Source organism: Desulfosporosinus acidiphilus SJ4 (genome assembly GCF_000255115.2).
Taxonomy (GTDB): domain Bacteria; phylum Bacillota; class Desulfitobacteriia; order Desulfitobacteriales; family Desulfitobacteriaceae; genus Desulfosporosinus; species Desulfosporosinus acidiphilus.
In genome coordinates this window covers 372,947-391,887 of sequence record NC_018068.1, presented here as the reverse complement: position 1 = coordinate 391,887, position 18,941 = coordinate 372,947, and the positions used below count along the sequence as shown (strand labels likewise).

Below are 18,941 nucleotides of genomic sequence, written 5' to 3'. Positions count from 1 at the left end.
CACGAGGTGATAACATGCCATGGGATCTGAAATCTGATAGACCCATTTACACCCAGCTTGTTGAGCAGATCAAACTAATGGTGTTTTCCGGAGTTTATCCTCCCGGATCAAAACTGCCTTCAGTGCGGGATATGGCACAAGAGGCCGCGGTAAATCCCAATACCATGCAGCGAGCTCTAGTGAAGTTGGAAGAAGATGGCCTCATAATAACCCACCGCACCAGCGGTCGGTCGATAACGGAGGATGCGAGAATGATTGAACTGGCAAAAACCAAATTGGCCCGGGATCAAATCTATGATTTCCTAGAAAAAATGCGACTAATGGGCTTTGATCAGAAAGAGATTTTAGCAATCATTACTAATATGGCAAAGGAGATGAAATAATGAGCACTATTTTAGAATGCAACGGCCTTACGAAAAAATTTGGCAGCAAAACCGCTTTATCTGCCGTTGATCTAAAAATTGAGCGTGGACAGATTGTAGGGCTTCTGGGACCAAACGGCAGTGGAAAAAGTACCCTCATTAAGTTAGCAAACGAACTCTTGACACCGACTGCCGGAACTATGCTCATTGGCGGCAAGAAACCAGGCGTTGAGACTAAAAAAGTTGTGTCTTACCTTCCTGAAAGGACCTATTTAAATGATTGGATGCGCGTCCATCAAATCATCGAATTTTTTTCTGATTTCTATACTGATTTCAAAGCCGAGAAGGCTTATGACATGCTGAAGAGACTGAATATCAGCCCTGATGATCGATTAAAAACCATGTCCAAAGGGACAAAGGAAAAAGTACAGCTGATTCTTGTTATGAGCCGGGAAGCAGAGCTTTATCTTTTAGATGAACCCATAGGCGGGGTGGACCCGGCAGCTCGGGATTATATACTAGAAACAATTTTGGGTAATTATAATGAAAATGCAACGATAATTATCTCATCCCACCTAATATCAGATATTGAGAAAATACTGGATTATGTGATCTTTCTCAATCAAGGCAACGTGGTATTGACATCTTCGGTAGATGATATACGAGATGCCAAAGGGAAATCTGTAGATCTCTTATTCAGGGAGGTGTTCAAATGCTAACTAAACTTTTGAAATATGAAATAAAAGCAACCGGAAGAATGTTCCTTCCCATCTTTCTTTCCTTACTGGTGTTCGCCGTCATCAATAAAATTCTTTCAGTGTTTGATAACCAGTCATGGCAAATACCCTCAAAAATCAGTATGGTTTTCTATGTCATAATTATGGCGGGGATGTTCGTGATGACCCTTACGGTGATGATTCAAAGATTTTATAAAAACCTGCTTTCTGATGAGGGCTATTTAATGTATACGCTTCCCGTTAAGTCTTGGAAGCACATTCTCAGCAAACTGCTGGTATCCATGCTGTGGATGATCGCCAGTGTTATTGCCGCCATGATTTCGATAGAGATAATTTCTTACAAACAAGGAACTCTTGGTAAAATCATTCAGGGTTTGGCAGTATTTCACAATCAAGTAACCGGCTATTTAGGAGCCCCAGCCTATCTTCTGATACTTGAGCTAATCCTTGGCGGACTTATAACCTTAGCTTCAGGCATATTAATGGTATATACCTCTATAGCTATCGGGCATTTGTTCAGCAGGCATAAAATAATAGTATCATTCGGAGCCTTTATCGCCCTGAATACGATTACTCAAATCTACATCATACTGGCATGTCGGATTCCTAAGATAGTCCATTCAGTAAATATTGTCTTTTACAATGTTACCTCCAATGACTTTTTTCGCCTTGAATTAATATTTATGTATGGATTAATTTTGATCGGAATACCCTGTGCGTCTTACTTCGCAGCCACTAATTTCATTTTGAGCAAACGGCTTAATTTGGAATAAAGGCAGCCAAAATTCATGCACCGTTCATGGTTTCAGAGACACTCGGCCAATCCATACTGCGGGATTTTGCGTAATGAGTCGCAGGGTGGAGATAAGCTCGGCTGCTTATCGTCATGGCCTGCGGCAGCTAAATTAGACTGACAGTACAAAAGAGTTCAGCGGTATAATAACCGCTGAACTCTTTTGAATAACTAGAGATTTATAGTAAACGTACTGCACATACCTGATTACGTCCCTGCCTTTTGGCCTGATACAACAATTTATCCGCAACACTCACTAATTCTACGATGGTTGATTCAAAGGTTGGGACAGTAGTAGCCAGACCAAGGCTGACCGTAATATAGGGAATTGTTGAAGACTGATCATGAGCTATTTTCTGCCGTTCTATTCCTTTCTTCATCTGGTTGGCAATATTTAGAGCGTCCTCATAACTAGTATTGGATAAAATGGCAGCAAATTCTTCTCCTCCAAATCTCCCGATAAAATCGGAAGACCGTTTCAAAATGCCGGCTAAGAACTTGGCAACGTTTCTTAAACACTTATCGCCCTGCAAGTGTCCGTAAGAATCATTGTAACGTTTAAAATTATCAATATCCACAATGATTAAAGATAAGGGCTTCCCTTCACGCAAGCAACGATTCCATTCTCTTTTAAGAGTCTCCTCAAAGGAGCGTCTATTGGGAATTCCAGTGACTTCATCCAACGTTGAAAGAAGTTTCAATTTCTGGTTATCTTTTTCTAACTGTTCTTGGTACTTTGACATCTTTTGATTGGCTTTCTTTAATTCAATATTACTGAGCCTATATAGTTCAGCTTCCTTTTTCACCTGTTCAAGGCGAGATTCAGCGGCTGCTAATTTCAAATGTTCTTTTACTTTTTCATTCCTTACTTTGTTTCTTGAATGATTATACTTTTTATAATGGTCCAGAGCCGCTGCAAAATCCCCCTTACCTTCATAATAAGAAGATAGAGATAAATGGATTTTAGCCAGTTCATTCTCAGCAGAGATCTCTTCAGCAAGTATCAACGCCTTTTGAAGATACGCAAAGCCCTCATCTTGACTTTGCTTAATGAGCAACTTACCAATCCTCAGCAAAACATTGACTCTGTAATACTTATTGCCACAATTCTCAAGAATGCACAGGCTATTCAGATAATATCTTAAGGCAATCTGTTCTTTTTTCAATTTATCGTAGACTTCCCCCAGGCTGCTTAACGCTTCACCAATTTTTATCCTATCGCCAATTTTCTTGCTGTAGTTAAGGCTCTCCCGACAAAGATTTAAACTCTCATTCTCTTGATCCAGGCTGCTATAGACATGTCCCATATTTATTAGAATTCCGGCCATATTCGTAAAGTTATTTAAATGTTTACTTGTAGCAAACGCCTTTTTGTAATATGCTAAAGCTTCTTGATATTGCTCCAGTTGGCGGTGAATTTCACCTATATTATTAAAAATTAAGGCAGTAAACTCTTCGTCACCACTGGAGTTGGCTATCGCTAAAGAATTTCTGAAATATTCCAGAGCAAACTCATAATTTCCTAAGTAGAAATAGTTAATCCCTAATAAGTTTAATGCTTTCATTTGCCCTTGATTGTGCCCCATCTTTTCAAATAGTTGGACAACAGTCAGCATGTCTTTAACACACTTGGAAGTATTGGAGAGCCCTCTGTTAGCGTAGCCGGTTACTAAAAGACTAATAGCCCTTTCCTCTTGAAAATTATATTTTTGCGCCAAATAACTGGCGCACTTGCAGAGCTTTAATGCCTTGTGCGGCTCTTGAAAAACAATTTCATAGGAACGAGCATTCAAAATCTTAATCCGTTTGATGAGCTCGATATTTTTATGCTTTTTGGTCTCTAACACCTTATACAGCTTTGATCCCCCGCTTAATATCTTTAAAATTTGTCATTCGAGCTATCAAACCTAAATTGGAAGCCCTTGACTGTAAGCTTCCTAGTCAATACCTCTTCTACATTCTTCCTCCATTTCCTTCCATGATAAGAATAATAAATTCCTGAATTTTACTAAATTTATTGTTTTTTCATGTTGAAATATCCTTTAAAAAAGGATATAGAGTAATAAAAATGTCGGGATCTGTCAATATCCCGACTAAATTTCCTTCTTTATTTAATATTTATGAACCTGCCAAACATGATTTTGATTCCTTGATTACAAAACTTCTCTTCATACTCTGTCATAATGTTATGGTTGAAATCACTTTGGTGTAAATCATAAGTCCGATAGAGCTCCTTAAAACCCGCGGTTTTAAAATACTCAAGACTATCCGCAAAAAGTAATTCACTGTCCGTCTTAAACCAAATTTCCCCTCCCTTTAGCAAAAAGGTTTGATAACGTCTAAGGAAATTCGGATGGGTTAGCCTTCTCTTATGGTGTCGTTTATTAGGCCAAGGATTGCAAAAATTAATGTAAAGTTTCTCAATTTCATCCGGAGCAAAGATGTCTTCGATATTCCCGATATTCATCGGAATAACCTTTAGGTTATTCAAGCGGCCTTCATTAGCCTTTCTTAAAACATAAACTAAAAGTTCTTCATAAACATCAATGGCAAGGTAGTTGGTATCGTCACAACTTCCGGCGAGTTCATTGATAAAACGTCCTCGGCCGCAGCCTAATTCTAAATGGATGGGATTTTTATTGCCGAAAAGCTCTTTCCATTTCCCCTTGTGCTGTGAAGGGTTGAAAATCGCCTTATTATCTCTTTCCAATTCGGGCCTTGCCCACCACTTTTTTCTCAGCCGCATCTATTTGTCTCCTCCATTTATGACAATCAAATGGTCAATCAGTCATAGATTAACGCATCCTAGCAATATCGTACAACCCATATTGCTAGTCAGTCTATAGCAAATACTGGAGATCACCGGCATTTTGGGTTTATATAAGAACAACAGCGAAGCTATTGATATCGCCAGAGACGTTTCTCGAACTGACCCGATATTATTTTAGATAATTTTGCTCAAGAGTGGCAGAAATTTGTTGATGATCGTCTATCCGGAAACGATGATACGTTAGAATCTAAAACTCACAGTCCAGTCCGCTTTCATAAATATTGCGAATCATAACCTCAATTTCGGGATCTTGGATTGATAAATCCTTAATTTCATAGTTCTCCGAGATGCGACTGATGAGCTGGGAGGCGCTCATCACGTCACGATTGAATTGCAGCCATTTCCGATACCCCTCCTGTTTAATAACCTTTGCCCCATCAATAGAGAAATTGGCTATTTCCTCTTCTAAATCAATGATCAGGACCCGCTCTTTCCCAAACCGTTCTTTGATCTTCGCGATTTCTCCGTCATACATTACTTGACCATGATCAATTAGAATCATTCTCTGACAAAGCTTTTCAATATCGGACATATCATGAGTTGTAAGGATAACCGTAACCCCTCTCTCCCGGTTTATTTCCCGGATGAAGTTTCGCATCCGTTCTTTCGCCACCACATCTAAACCAATAGTGGGTTCATCGAGAAAGAGGATTACCGGATCATGGAGTAAAGAAGCAGCAATGTCTGCCCGCATTCGCTGACCCAAAGACAATTGCCGAACAGGGGTATGCAAAAATTCTTCAAGGCCTAAAATCTCGGTAAATCTGGCCATATTTCGCCGATACCGCTCATCAGGAATTTGAAATACCTGCCGCAGGAGTTCAAAGGATTCAATGGTCGGTAAATCCCACCAAAGTTGAGTCCTCTGGCCGAAGACTACTCCTATTTGCCGCGCATTTTTTTGGCGTTCTTTAAAGGGGACAATACCATTAACTCGAATATCGCCGGAAGACGGCACGAGAATCCCGGTCAGCATCTTGATCGTCGTGGATTTGCCGGCTCCGTTGGGGCCAATATAGCCAACAATTTCCCCCGGATGAATGGCAAAAGAAATATCCTGCACTGCCAGTTTTGTTGTGTATTCTCTGTAAAAGAGACTCCTCAGCGCTCCCCTGATCCCCTCTTGTCGTTTGGCTATTTGAAACTCTTTCGAGAGATGGTTTACTTCTATTAAACTCATAAAATAAATGTCCTCCCCAACCAGAAATAAACCTTATGAACCTGCACTTTTATAGCGATTTAAGCCCAACATCCAGAATTGAAAACAAAGCCAGAAGAAAACAACTCCCACCAAAATACTGAACATACCCCAGCAGGACGGGTAGATACTGCTTGTTTTTCCCAAGAGAATAAGGGACGGAAGGTAATTCACAAAGGCAAACGGCAAAATAAAGGTCACCGCTAACTGAACAATCCGCGGATAAATTGTAAGCGGGTAGTTCATGAGGCTTTTGGCCGGCCACATGACAACCCAATAAACTTGTTCCGAACGAGTGGTCCAAAACGCTAAAGCCGAGATAGCGATCAAAAGTCCTCCTTGAATGAGAGTTCCGCCGATGACGGCACCCCCAAAAACAAGCCACTGCCCGGCATTCCAGTGAAGATGAAGTTTGCCGTAAGCCAGTACTACTGCAACAATACTAAAGAGAAATTGCCCAAAAGCACCGACGTCAAATTTCATGGACATGAAGTGAAAAAAGGGATGGATTGGTCGAACCAAAAAGCGATCAAAGGTTCCTTGGACAATAAATTGATCTAAGGTCCGAAAATGAAAGAAAAAAACAACGCATACACCCCAGGATAATACTGAGAGAGCGAAGAGAAAGAGGAGTTCCCAAAAACTCCAGCCCCCGATGGCCCCAAAGGAATAAAGCAAGACCCACATGGTAATGGCTGTTCCGGCATAGGTCATAGCCCAACCCAAAATATTCATAATAAAAGCATAGCGATATTGCATCTGCGTTCGAATGCTGACACCTATCATATAAAAGTACATTTTTATTCCTCTGAGCAACAACCGAAGCACATCTATCCCCCCTGAATAACAATTTTCCCGGATGCCTTAGCCCAAACAAAACGCAGCAGAGCAAAGCATGCTGCTAACCAGACAACCTGAGTAAAAAGTGCCATCAGCAGGGGCTGCCCACTTAGCTGTCCGACAAAAATGGAGTTCGGCACAAAATATATTCCTTGAAAAGGTAAGTAAAGGGCTAAATGTTCAAGCCATTTCGGAAAAAACCACAAAGGAACTGCTGAACCTGAAAATAAAAAAATTGAGAAATAGAAAACATCCTCTACACCTCCGGTTTCAACGAGCCAAAAGGTAAATAAACCAAAGGTCAGCTCGATACAATAACGAATAAAATAGCCCATTACCGCCGAAACAATAAACAAAAGGCCTTGGGAAAGGGATACAGGCATTGTGGGTTTAAAGACCAGAAAAATGACCGTATAAATTGGCAGTACAGCCGTAAGAAAATAGAAAAGGATACTCCCCAAATCAGTAAAGAGCATACGCAGTGGATAATCATAAGGTCTGAGCATCTCCATCGCGATATCTCCGGTCCGTACCCGTTCCTGAATCTCCCACAGCGGGGTCCCTGCACTATGAATTCCCTGAAGAGCTTGGCTTATTAAGATATAGCTCAACATAGAATGAAAGGTAACATTTCCCACCGAAGCTTTTCCCTTATAAAGGGCATACCAAATAAACCCCCAAAGGAAAAGCATGATGACATTGCCCAGAATTCGCGTCCAGGCATCAAAACGATACGCCGCCGCCCTTTGGAAGGACTTGCGAGTGAACACTCCATACATTCTCAAAACTCCAACCATGGTCTGCCTTCCCAACTTATTATTTTCCCAAAAAAGGAAAAGCTTGATAAATCCATTCACTTCAGCTAAGACAAAATACCATTTCGCCCAGTTGAACCCCTAAATTCTCGGCCACAATTTCACACTTTGCCCGCAGCAGAAAATAAAGTCTTTGATCCTCTTTGCCCAGAGCCTCCAGCGATTCATAATTGGCCTGCCCTTTACAAACGATTAAATCAGCCATTTTATAGGCTTGTAAGAATTCATCGGAGCAATCTTTGAGAACAGTCCCCAAAAAGATGCTGCCATTGGAAATAACACGAGCTTGCTCTGTCATACCTACATGCTCCGCGTCCTCCATCGTAGCATCATTCAAAATTGGTTGATCCTTAACCGCATATGTTACTCTGATCCCCAGCTCGGACAGCTGTTCAGCCAAAAGCCGATCGAAAGCAATTTCTCCGCTGTTATCTCCAAGAATTAAGATTTCCTTGGCTTCTTTTAATTTTGTTTGGAAAGACGAATAATCATCCCGGGCAAAATTTTTCTCCATAGCCTCCCGAATGCTTCCTTCAACATCGAAGTCCTTCAGAATGCCCATATCGATAATATTCCCGGCAACTGCAATTTTCAAAGACATCATGAGGGGATCTGAACTCTGCTTAATTCTCTCCTTTAGCTGGGGGAGAAGTTTAAGCGCCAATTCATTAGACTCCTTCTTGGCCTCATGAAACGGATCCTTGTTTCCTAAGAGCTCGTTGACTTTTCTCAAAACAATCGTCGAATTTTCGGCGGGGGTTCCTTGAGGATCTAATTGCGGAAAGAGAGGCAGCGTCTGATGAATAATTTCTCTCATTTCGTCCTCAGAGATATCGGTTTGAGCTAAGGTATTGATAGTTTGTTTGATATAGCAGGGGATACAATCCAAGACAACGTTCAATGTGGGAGCCTCCTTGTTATTTATCTTCATTTAATAAGCTACTTATCTTAATTAACTCGTTGTTTTTATTTAATATACAGCAATCCTCAATTTAAGTTATCCCATTTCAAGTAATATATTTCAGGTTCTTTCACTCAGTAGTAAAATTCAACATCTTATTTAACTGCTCCTGCCAAGCCTCACAGAAAGTGCAGTAAGATAGTAATGAACAGCGGTAACTGTTAACACAACCTAATTGCCATCAATTAATTCATGTCATTCGAAAACATAGTGCTGCTCCTTCTAAAAGTAATTGCTGGTGTAATAAACGCTGAGAATTTCTGAGTCTGAGCTTAGTGCTGTAATAGGACTTTACTTGCCCTGTACATGGAGATATTGAAAGACTGCCAGGGCCTCTCTTTAGCCAATGCTTGTTTTTTATTGGTAAGCCCTTTCTCCAGCTGATTAGCCAGCAATTGATCCGATGTACCGGCAGCAAGTTCTTCGAGCTTGGGAACAACATCATAAGATAGAGTTGTCAAATATGTAATGTCTATAGGATTTCCCTTGTTGTAACGTTCAATATTATTTTTAACAATGATACTGTCTATATTAACATAATTGATCAGTGTATAGGAGACCACTGATATAATTAGGTAAGATTTAAGTAATTGCGTCCTTTGATGCCATATTTTACATAAGGTAACAACTAACAATACAAACAGATAAGCCATTAAAGCATGGGTTAGCACTCTCAGATAAGTAAAACCGTATACCTGTTCATACAAGGACATTCTGAAATGAGCAGACAACACTATGATGAAGGTAAAAAGCACCAGCGCTGTGTTTAAGATCTTTACAACCTTATCAAGGATAGTACCCGATGATTTCAGAAAATTCATGTTCTATCGCCCTGCGTATCAACCCGTGATTTACTTCCTTTCTAATGAGGGCAAAAGAGCCGGATCACCTTGTGATCCGGCCATTTAGGAAGGTACTGCATCCGGCAATGATTCCATCACTGCTCTTCATGAATCTCTATTGTTTGTATAATATAATGCAAGGATTAATCACTAAACTTTTAATCCTCCTCATATTCGATCACGACATCGTGCCCTTTTTCTAATTGGTGTCTGGCCTTTCGGTTTTCAACCGTATCAAAAACAATCGAAAAATCATAATCCTCAGGGTAAAGTTCGCTTGTAGGAATGAAAAGCTTAATCCGCTTGTGATTGATAAGCTGCTTCTTATCTTTTATCTGTACTCCCAGTTCGCCCTTTTCATTGGCTCTCTTGTAAATAAGGCCAAGCAATTTTTGCGGGTAAACCGTTACACAGTCTCCGATATTAAAGCTTTCGCTCCGTGAGGGCGATTTTTCCTTCGGAACTTCTTTTTGAATTTTACTGTAGGGAACGGTATCAGCATCCGTCTTAGTCTTATCCTCGTCAAACAGAATAGTATTTCTGTCGCTTGACCCCGAAGATCTGCCTCGATATGCTTCCACTTGAGCTCGCTTTAGCATATGCCCCGGGAATCCTAATCTTTGGGCAATAAATAAGGCACAGCTTTCTCCAGCCTCGCCGATTTGCAGCTTGTATAAAGGCTGTAGATTTTCTCGATCAAACTCCATGCGTGCATTCATAAGTCCTTTAGTGTTCTTGGCAAAATCCTTTATTTCCGGGTAATGGGTGGTCGCAACAAAAAGACAGCCTCTCTGAATTAATTCAGCTAAAATTGCAACTGCCAGTCCCATTCCCTCGGCAGGATCTGTACCGGAACCTAACTCATCAAGCAAAACAAGACTTTCGCCGGATACGCCTTTAAGAATGGCAACGATGTTTTTAATATGGGACGAAAAAGTGGATAGATTCTCAGAAATACTTTGACCATCACCAATATCGCAGAAAATACTATTATGCATACAAAAGACGCTGCCCTGGGACACAGGAACATGAAGCCCGCTTTGAGCCATCATGGACAGTAAGCCAATCGTCTTTAAGGCCACGGTCTTACCGCCTGTATTTGGCCCGGTAATTACAATACCGTTAATTGCTTCATCGCGAAGATCCCCTCCTAGTTCAAAATCAAGAGGGACGCATTGATCTTGCTTCAATAGGGGATGCCTTCCCTGCTTTATGACTATTTTTCGTTCCGTTGTAATAAAGACAGGAATTGCCTTCATATCCATAGACAGCTTGGCCTTGGCAAATATAAAATCTAAGGTTTCCATACAGTCCTTGTTGATCCTCAACTCATTCATATGCTCATCAACGAGGACAGTAAGGGTATATAATATTTTTCTCATCTCATTCTCTTCATCAATTGCTAAAACGGCCAGTTCTTCCTGCAGTTTTCTAACGGCTGTAGGCTCAATAAAATACGTGCCGCCTGAACTCGAAGTATCAACTATTGTACCGCTTAACTGATTTTTATAGCCTTTTTTAACCGGCAAGACAAACCGTCCGTTACGGATGGTGACATATCCATCACTGAACCATTCTTTTTTACTGCGAAGGATAGCGTCAAGCTTTAGATTAACGGCTGATTTTGTGTTCTCTATTTTTCTGCGTATATCCCGAAGAGCGGGAGAAGCGTTATCGTCCACCGCTTCATTTCTGATGCAGCGCTCAATCTCCTCTAAGAGCATGTCGAGAGAACTTAAAGAATGACCATAAAAGGCGATCTCCGTATTAAACGCTTCAGCCTTTTTAAGATATTTCTTCATTCTTTTGCAGGAAGAAATAAAATCACAGATACCTGTAAACTGTTCAGGAGTCAGCATAGAGCCTTTCACGGTTAAATCTAAAATTTTATCAAGCTCTTTCATGGCCGCAAGCGGCGGCGTACCTATACCCTCTAACATTTTCCGCGCCTCTGTTGTTTCCTGCATTTTGGATTTACACTCCCGCTCGCTTAAAAATGGCTTTAGAGAGAGCAATTTATCCTGTGCCTTTTGAGAAAGTGCGTATTTCGCCAAAGTTTCAAGTATACTATTAAATTCCAGCGTATTGTCGGTATTCATCAATAAATCCTCCTTATAACAATGAAATTGCCCACAAGAGAAGCTGTCTTATTTTAAAGATCTTTAAGATCTCCAAAATATGCAGACTACTCCTGTGGGCAATGATTTTAACTGACGTATAAAATCACATAACGATATTGAGAAAATAAATAAAGTGCAGCAGGACATGCCTGTTACACTCTACATAACTATAACGAAATCTTCGCCATAGTTTCAATGCCAGCTTGGTTGACCTTATCGTCAAAGGTTGACACTGTTATAACTCAAATGGTTATTGTAGGCAGTAATCTGTAAGGCGTTATCCAAAAGCGCAAACGTTGCACTTTCAGAAAGGCACACTTAAAAAGCGGGTTTAACACCCACGTTTTACAAGGCAGCCTCTCTCAACTGTTTAGTTGAAAATCACCATTACAGACACATTTAACAAAAAAACCATCCTCTCGTTTTAAGGTATAACCTAGTTTATTATAGTTCTGTAGCAAATGTCAATTATATCAGAATGTTTAGTCTTGATATATTTCACGGAGGGCCATTAACCACGAACTGACTCGTTCACATTATTCCAGAAGTACTCGTAGCATCTTCTTAGGGTTATTAATAAAAGCACGTGTAACCTGATAATGTTCGGTATCCTCATACTTTACAGTTTCAATTCCTTCTTTAATTTCGTATATCCATGCCTGGGGATACGCCATTATGATTGGGGAATGAGTTGCAATAATAAACTGAGACCCTTCCCCAACCAAATCATGCATTATGGAAAGCATAGACATTTGCCGCGTTGGTGATAAAGCTGCCTCAGGTTCATCCAGAATGTAAATGCCTTTACCGCCGAATCTATTTTGAAATAAAGCAAAAAACGACTCTCCATGTGATTGCTCATGCAGTGATATGCCGCCATAGGAGTTAATGATTGACGGTCCACCGGATTCTGAATCCAAGTCATCGATATTTGAAGCGAAATTATAAAAACTTTCCGCTCTTAAAAAGAAGCCATCCCGAGGCCTTTGAGTGCCTTTGACAACTTTAATATAATTATTCAGTCCAGAATGAGTAGCTTTAGACGTAAAATTGAAATTCTTAGTGCCTCCTTCAGCATTAAACCCATAAGCTACGGCTATTGATTCTAAGATCGTTGACTTCCCGGAACCATTTTCTCCCACAATAAATGTGACTTGCGGATGAAATGATAACCTCTGCAGACTCTTGATTGCCGGGAGGTTAAAAGGATATTCCGAAAATGATGGGACTCTTTCCCTATCTAATTCAATATATCTTATGTACTGTTTAACACTGATTGAGTCCATTGCATCATCTCTCCATCAACTGTTGTACCTAAGTACTTACTAAAACATTAAACCTCTATTTCAGTGGGTTCGTTTTTTGACGATACAATTCGCCATTCTTGTTCGTCCTCATTAAAGTCTGCTATTTTATCGATGGGCATTTTCATGTACTTGCCCCAAGCTGTTGCTGCAATTTCCCCATCAGGCAAGAGTATTTCCCCTGTCCCTTCAAACAATCGTTTAGAATCTTTAGTAATTCTGCCCACAACTCGTAATTCTTCATCCAGGGGAATAGGCTTTTTATATTTTATATTCAATTCAACGGTAACTCCCCAAATCGTATCATCCTGGATCATGATTGCTCTGCCAATCGTTTCATCCAAGATTGCTCCAGCAATTCCGCCGTGCAGTCTTCCCGGATAACTTTGGTGTTCCTCAAGGGGGTTAAAGATAGCAATCAATTCATTCATGTCGGTTTCGTAAAAAGACGCTTTTAATCCGAGGTCATTCTTTAAGCCGCAGACTAAGCATTTCTTACTATTTTGCTGTTTCTTTAGGACTTTCTGTTTCATCGTTCTCCCTCCATGGTTTACCATTTCCTCAATTATACCTCGTTTTGCTGCTCTTCCGAAACCACTTTCGGGGATTCTGTCATTTTCCGGATAAAATAGACGACATTCATCCAATGGACTAATCTATCTACGGAAACCTCTGGGAAATAGGCCCTTTTTTCGGCTCAAAACTAACAAAGTGGGTCCCGAAGAACCCACATTGTATAAACAGATGAGAACGTCGGATTGAATTTTAAACCGTTATACTCGTGCAGATTGCATTAGGCAAAGTGATTTAAGATTCTTTCTATATTCCGGAAATCAATAAATCTGCTTTCCCGCAGAATTTCTCGGCCTTCATGAACTATCAAAACTGTCGGCACTGTAAATACCAAGGCTTGCCCGGCTATTTCCCTCTGTTCATCAATAGATATCGTGACGACCTTAACCGGATACCCCTCAACGAGATTCATCAACTTAGGAAAAACAGCCCGGCAGACATTACAAGTCTTCGAGGAAAAATAGAGAATCATCAATTCCACCTCAGACTTTAACTTCTCAAGCTGCGCTTCTGTTTGAATTTGAATCGCAGATTCAATACTCATACGAATAACTCTCCCCCTTTACGGTCACCGGGCCATCCTATACGAACCTGCTCAGGCTTTGAGCTAACCCGGTTTATTGGGCTTAGTAAAAAGCGTTTATTCTCTAAAGGACATTATATCTGATTAAAGAAAATCGCACTCTAAACTAAGAGCGCGATTTTCCTATTATATCAATTATTAAACCTTATAGATTATTATGCGTTCCATCGCAGTAAGGTGGATTCTTGGTGTGTTTACATGCACACAGGTACGCTGTTTCATCTTTTTGTGCTGTAAATGCGGTTGGTGTAAAAGAGGTCCCTTCGTGTGCTCCATTGCAAAATGGTTGCTTAGCACTTTTTCCACAGGTGCAGTAATAATATGTTTCACCTTTTTTAAGGTCCACAGGGATGGGGGACTTTTGGGCGATAACAGGTTGCTCCATTAAAATATCACTCCTATACAAGTTTATATGTTGTTTATCCTTTACAAAGTCTCATTATTTATTCTACTTACTCCTTACACACTTCAATAATTATAAAGCGGGACTTTTCAGAGGCTTCGATTCTAAAGTTTTCTTCAAGAATTCGACTTTAGGATAGTTTGTCTACCATATAATAAAAAAATCCCTTACACTTATACTATCCATAGTTGAATTAGTTCGTCTAAATTATATGACCTAACTAAATAATAATCATTCTGGAGGTTCAATATGCAAATCAAGCGTAACATTTATGGACCGGATAGTGCGGAAAATCAAGATAGTTTTGAAGAACTAATTAGTAAGAATGAAGATAAAATATTGAATCTCATTTACGGTATGACTGGAGATTATCATCTGGCTCAAGATTTAACTCAAGAATCATTCTTAAAAGCCTTTCTATCCAAGCAATCATTTAATGGCCAAGCTAAATTCTCAACATGGTTATATCGTATCGCGGTTAATACAACTATTGACTACAAACGTAAAAGCTGTGTACGGAAGGAGAACTCCTCTGAAGAAATAGAGAATATAAATAATACCACAGAGCCAGACCCTGATAATAAATGTCAAAAAACTGCAATGAAGGAAATTCTCTTTAAAGCTATCTCTCAGCTCCCCGATCAGCAGCGGGAAATCTTTACTCTCAGAGAAATTAACGGCTGCTCTACTAAAGAAGTTGCCGAAATCCTATCTATATCGAACGAACTTGTGAAATGGCGCTTGCACAAAGCTCGTACGATGCTTCGGAAATCTTTGTCCAATGGTAATATGTATAAAAATATAGGTTCGTTTAAATTAGGACCTGCTGGTATAGAATGAAAAAATAATTTTAAATAAATCTATCGGTATGCTATCCAATCCTCCCTTTGTTCGTCTTAATTATGTAACTAAGATAATACGAAGGGGGGGGTTTTAATGTTTGATGCAGCGAAAAAACAAACTGCCATCGAAGCACTTGCCGCATTGTGCCACCACTGTGGAGATAAACACACGGATGAATGTCCATTGGCCAAAGCAATTGCTGCGGCAAAGCTAATTCCGACCCAGGAATAAAATTCATTTACAATGAACGCAAAAGGCCCAACTGTCATCTATAATGACGGTCGGGCCTTACATACTTTAAACTGCATGCTTAGATAAACAAATTTACGTTGGAATCCTCTGCTTCCCCTAAATAATAACCGACTCCGCCAACTTTAATGCCGTCGAGTAATTCCTCTTGTTTGATCCCCATGACATCCATTGACATTTGGCAGGCTACTATCTCTACTCCATTGCACATTGCGGCCTTGATGAGGTCTTCAAGGGAAGAAACGTTTTTATCCTTCATAACCTTTCTGATCATTTTTCCACCCATACCCAGCATATTCATCTTAGATAACTTAAGGCGTTTGCTTCCTCTCGGCATCATCATGCTAAACATCTTATCCATGAAACCCTTCTGAGTGTTGACTTTTTCATGTTTTCGCAGGATATTCAGACCCCAGAAGGTGAAAAACATCGTTACTTTTTTCCCCATGGCTGCAGCTCCATTGGCAATAATAAAGGATGCTATGGCCTTATCTAAATCTCCGCTAAAAACAAGTATGCTCTTATTATCCTTTAAGTTTGCCGCTGCCGACTCTTGCTTAAGCGGGTCCCTTTGGGCGCCCTTTTTGATGAAGGCTGAAATGACACCCCCGGCCTTGGCCACATCGATCAATTGATTGTTGGTTCTTTTCGCCCAGGCTTTAATATCCTCATAAAAACCAGGATCAGATGCCAAAATCTTGAGTACTTGGCCTTGTTGTAAAGTGTCCATAGCCGCTTTCACCTGCATTAATGGTCCGGGACAGCACAACCCGCAGGCATCAATACTTTTATCAAAATACCCCTGAGGTGTATTCTTTGCCTCTCCGCCTCCCGGAGCGGACTGCCGACTCTCGGAGTCTGAGTTTTGAGGCTGGAATTCTTGCAGAGAGACAGTTTTATAGCCGCCGGTAATATTTAATACCTTATAGCCATTTTGGCTCAAAATCCTGTCGGCAACGTAACCCCTTAAACCTACCTGACAGTAGCCAATGATCTGTTTGTTCTTATCGAGCTCACCCATTCTATCTCTTAAGCTATCCAGGGGAATGTTGAGAGAACCGGGTATGTGTCCATTGCTGAATTCCTCTTCCGTTCGCACATCGAGAAGGATTGAATCGTTAAGTTGAGACAACTCAATATCCTTCCAGGCCGCCACATGAGTTCTTCCCGCCAGAACGTTTTGAGCCAGAAATCCAGCCATATTGACAGGGTCTTTGGCCGATGAGAAGGGCGGAGCATAGGCTAATTCCAATTCCGCTAAATCGTCGACCGTGCCTTTTAAGCGAATAGCAGCTGCAATAACATCGATTCGTTTATCAACGCCATCGTAACCGATTCCCTGGGCTCCCAATATTTGTCCCTGATCATTAAAAATCAGTTTCAAAGTCAGCTGTAAAGCAGCCGGGTAATAAGAGGCGTGAGCCACAGGATGAACATAGACAACCCGGTAAGGCAGATTTGCTTTTTGCAGAGTGCGCTCATTGGCTCCTGTGCTGGCCGCCGTTAAACTGAAAACTTTGAGAATCGATGTTCCCTGAGTGCCTTTGTAAATCGAATTCAAACCCGCAATATTATCGGCAGCAATTCTTCCTTGCTTATTTGCCGGCCCAGCCAAGGGGACAGCCGTCTTTGCTCCCGTAATAAAGTCAATAACCTCTATAGCATCCCCGACTGCGTAAACTCCCTTGACATTGGTTTCCATTCTTTCATCAACGACGATATGACCTTTCGGCCCTAACTCTATACCTGAATTTTTTAGAAAGGCAGTATCAGGAGCCACCCCGATGGCTAGAATGACCAGATCAGCAGAAACCACTTTTGAGCTGCTCAAGGTCACCTCGATTTGGCTTCCAATTTCTTTAAAGGCTTTGACACCGTCAGCCAAGATAAGATCCACGCCATTTTCGACTAATTCCTTTTCAGCCATGACCACCATGTCTGAATCAAAAGGTGCTAAAATGTGGGGAGCGGCTTCAACTAAGGTAACCTTCAAGCCTCTCTCGATCAGGTTCTCGGCCATTTCGACCCCGACGAAACCTCCGCCGATAACTATGGCACTATTTATACCCTTGTGATCAACATAGGCCTTAATCCTGTCTGTATCCGGAATGTTTCTTAAGGTGAATATTTTCGAACTGTCTATCCCTGGAATATTCGGCCGGAGAGCTTTGGCTCCGGGTGAAAGAACAAGGTCATCATAAGATTCTTCATAGATCCCTTGCTCCTTGCTTCTGACGGTAACCAGTTTCTTTTCCGTATCAATACCTATAACTTCACTATTGATTCTTACATCAATGTTAAACCTTGCTTTCATAGCTTCAGGAGTTTGAACGAGAAGCTTCTCTCTTTCTTTGATCGTTTCGCCGATATAATAGGGAAGACCGCAATTGGCGAAAGAAATATAGTCATCTCTTTCAAACAGGATAATCTGAGCTTTTTCATCAAGTCTTCTTAAACGTGCAGCAGCAGAGGCTCCCCCAGCTACTCCACCAACGATCAGGACCTTTTTCATCATGAATTCCTCCCAAATCATACTAATTTTTAGTTTGAACTTTTAAAAGCAAACTTTTAGCCGTTTGCAATTTTTGTGGATGTACTTGTGATAATAAGAACTTGAAACAGTTATATTATACCCCGCCAGGGTAATGGGGTCAATGGGAAATAAATAACAAAGTAATCGCCGGCAAAACTTACCTTATTAACAGAGACAGCATTGCCTGATTCGTCACCAATTTCCTGTGAACTCGTTTAGCTAAAGCTGAACATCAGAGCTTTGGTGACGTAAGTGTCCCGTGGACAGTTTCACCGAAAGCGCCTAGCCAATAACAAATGCTATCACACTGAAGTACTCCCACCGAAGCAGTAAACGCGGACCACTCCCACTGATAGAAGTAGGAGTCCCTCGACTAGAGAATAAATGGAGAGACTGACTTATGTATTGACTGAAAATTGCGACGCGTATATAATATAGTTGTCATAACAACTGAGGTGATAGCAGATGGAATTTAAATTAGAGGATTCATTGGGGTTTATCCTAAATAAGACAAATACAAAACTTAAAAATAAGTTATTTCAACGATTTAATGACTATAATGTTACGCCGGAACAATGGTCTGTCCTTAACTGTTTATGGGCACAAGAAGGTCTTACCCCTAAAGAGTTGGCAGATATCATCTTTAAAGATAAACCAAATACTAATCGCATTCTTGAAAAGTTACAAATGAAAGATTTAATTGTCCGTAAGCCTCATCCTGTTGATAAAAGAGCTTATCAGGTCTTCTTGACAAATAACGGATGGGCATTAAGAGAGGAATTAATTCCTAAAGCTATGCAATTACTGGAGGAAGCTACCATGGGAATAGAAAAACAAAAAGCTGCAGAATTGATAAGACTATTAAATCAAATCTATGATAATCTCGATTAGTTATTATTTATCATTATAGTTGTTGTGACAACCATAATGATAATTGGCTTTGGTAATAGTTTTA

General features: G+C 40.6%; 19 protein-coding genes. 6 read left to right on the top strand and 13 right to left on the bottom strand.

Features of this window, described 5'->3' with window-relative positions; genetic code table 11:
- Nucleotides 1–14 precede the first annotated feature (14 nt).
- From DESACI_RS01905 to DESACI_RS01895, 3 genes are read left to right on the top strand one after another with little or no spacing between them, the layout of a single operon-like run.
- Nucleotides 15–383: a GntR family transcriptional regulator gene (locus tag DESACI_RS01905; protein WP_014825470.1), complete on the top strand. Its 369-nt coding sequence runs from the start codon at nucleotides 15–17 to the stop codon at nucleotides 381–383.
- The gene (locus DESACI_RS01900; RefSeq protein WP_014825469.1) at nucleotides 383–1,081 is read left to right on the top strand and encodes an ABC transporter ATP-binding protein; all 699 of its coding nucleotides are present in this window, start codon (nucleotides 383–385) and stop codon (nucleotides 1,079–1,081) included. The genes DESACI_RS01905 and DESACI_RS01900 overlap by 1 nt, the downstream gene beginning before the upstream one ends.
- Nucleotides 1,075–1,872 (top strand): hypothetical protein, encoded by a 798-nt coding sequence (locus DESACI_RS01895; RefSeq protein WP_014825468.1) that lies wholly within the window; start codon nucleotides 1,075–1,077, stop codon nucleotides 1,870–1,872. The genes DESACI_RS01900 and DESACI_RS01895 overlap by 7 nt, the downstream gene beginning before the upstream one ends.
- A 199-nt stretch (nucleotides 1,873–2,071) precedes the next feature.
- On the opposite strand, the gene DESACI_RS01890 is transcribed toward DESACI_RS01895, so the two are convergent.
- The 12 genes from DESACI_RS01890 to DESACI_RS01835 form a co-directional block, all read right to left on the bottom strand.
- Entirely contained in the window at nucleotides 2,072–3,739 is a 1,668-nt protein-coding gene (locus DESACI_RS01890; protein WP_014825467.1) for a tetratricopeptide repeat-containing diguanylate cyclase, read from the bottom strand.
- Nucleotides 3,740–3,999: 260 nt separating this feature from the next.
- Nucleotides 4,000–4,638 carry a tRNA (guanosine(46)-N7)-methyltransferase TrmB gene (gene trmB, locus DESACI_RS01885; RefSeq protein WP_014825466.1) on the bottom strand — a complete coding sequence of 213 codons (639 nt, stop codon included), beginning with the start codon at nucleotides 4,636–4,638 and terminating at the stop codon, nucleotides 4,000–4,002.
- Nucleotides 4,639–4,909: 271 nt separating this feature from the next.
- A complete protein-coding gene (locus DESACI_RS01880) occupies nucleotides 4,910–5,902 on the bottom strand; it encodes an ABC transporter ATP-binding protein (RefSeq protein WP_014825465.1) in 993 nt (330 codons plus the stop codon).
- 33 nt (nucleotides 5,903–5,935) lie between these two features.
- Nucleotides 5,936–6,748: an ABC transporter permease gene (locus DESACI_RS01875; protein ID WP_014825464.1), complete on the bottom strand. Its 813-nt coding sequence runs from the start codon at nucleotides 6,746–6,748 to the stop codon at nucleotides 5,936–5,938.
- Nucleotides 6,749–6,750: 2 nt separating this feature from the next.
- Nucleotides 6,751–7,539, bottom strand: coding sequence for an ABC transporter permease (locus DESACI_RS01870; protein WP_014825463.1), 789 nt, complete (start codon nucleotides 7,537–7,539; stop codon nucleotides 6,751–6,753).
- A gap of 79 nt (nucleotides 7,540–7,618) precedes the next feature.
- Entirely contained in the window at nucleotides 7,619–8,476 is an 858-nt protein-coding gene (locus DESACI_RS01865; RefSeq protein WP_014825462.1) for a damage-control phosphatase ARMT1 family protein, read from the bottom strand.
- A gap of 332 nt (nucleotides 8,477–8,808) precedes the next feature.
- Entirely contained in the window at nucleotides 8,809–9,357 is a 549-nt protein-coding gene (locus DESACI_RS01860) for a DUF4153 domain-containing protein (protein ID WP_041275936.1), read from the bottom strand.
- Nucleotides 9,358–9,536: 179 nt separating this feature from the next.
- Nucleotides 9,537–11,477, bottom strand: a complete 1,941-nt coding sequence (locus DESACI_RS01855; protein ID WP_014825461.1) for an endonuclease MutS2 — start codon at nucleotides 11,475–11,477, stop codon at nucleotides 9,537–9,539.
- Nucleotides 11,478–12,034: 557 nt separating this feature from the next.
- Nucleotides 12,035–12,784: an AAA family ATPase gene (locus tag DESACI_RS01850; RefSeq protein ID WP_014825460.1), complete on the bottom strand. Its 750-nt coding sequence runs from the start codon at nucleotides 12,782–12,784 to the stop codon at nucleotides 12,035–12,037.
- A gap of 47 nt (nucleotides 12,785–12,831) precedes the next feature.
- On the bottom strand, nucleotides 12,832–13,335 hold the full coding sequence (locus DESACI_RS01845; protein ID WP_014825459.1) for a PaaI family thioesterase: 504 nt from the start codon (nucleotides 13,333–13,335) through the stop codon (nucleotides 12,832–12,834).
- 260 nt (nucleotides 13,336–13,595) lie between these two features.
- The gene (locus tag DESACI_RS01840) at nucleotides 13,596–13,919 is read right to left on the bottom strand and encodes a thioredoxin family protein (RefSeq protein WP_014825458.1); all 324 of its coding nucleotides are present in this window, start codon (nucleotides 13,917–13,919) and stop codon (nucleotides 13,596–13,598) included.
- Nucleotides 13,920–14,103: 184 nt separating this feature from the next.
- A complete protein-coding gene (locus DESACI_RS01835; protein WP_014825457.1) occupies nucleotides 14,104–14,343 on the bottom strand; it encodes a CDGSH iron-sulfur domain-containing protein in 240 nt (79 codons plus the stop codon).
- 267 nt (nucleotides 14,344–14,610) lie between these two features.
- Between DESACI_RS01835 and DESACI_RS01830 the strand changes: the two genes are divergently transcribed.
- Nucleotides 14,611–15,201, top strand: coding sequence for an RNA polymerase sigma factor (locus DESACI_RS01830; RefSeq protein ID WP_014825456.1), 591 nt, complete (start codon nucleotides 14,611–14,613; stop codon nucleotides 15,199–15,201).
- Nucleotides 15,202–15,297: 96 nt separating this feature from the next.
- A complete protein-coding gene (locus DESACI_RS24720; protein WP_014825455.1) occupies nucleotides 15,298–15,435 on the top strand; it encodes a hypothetical protein in 138 nt (45 codons plus the stop codon).
- A gap of 79 nt (nucleotides 15,436–15,514) precedes the next feature.
- Here the strand turns inward: DESACI_RS24720 and DESACI_RS01825 are convergent, their stop codons facing one another.
- The gene (locus DESACI_RS01825; RefSeq protein WP_014825454.1) at nucleotides 15,515–17,968 is read right to left on the bottom strand and encodes a CoA-disulfide reductase; all 2,454 of its coding nucleotides are present in this window, start codon (nucleotides 17,966–17,968) and stop codon (nucleotides 15,515–15,517) included.
- 483 nt (nucleotides 17,969–18,451) lie between these two features.
- Here DESACI_RS01825 and DESACI_RS01820 point away from each other — a divergent pair, with 483 nt between their 5' ends.
- On the top strand, nucleotides 18,452–18,877 hold the full coding sequence (locus tag DESACI_RS01820) for a MarR family winged helix-turn-helix transcriptional regulator (protein ID WP_014825453.1): 426 nt from the start codon (nucleotides 18,452–18,454) through the stop codon (nucleotides 18,875–18,877).
- Nucleotides 18,878–18,941 lie beyond the last annotated feature (64 nt).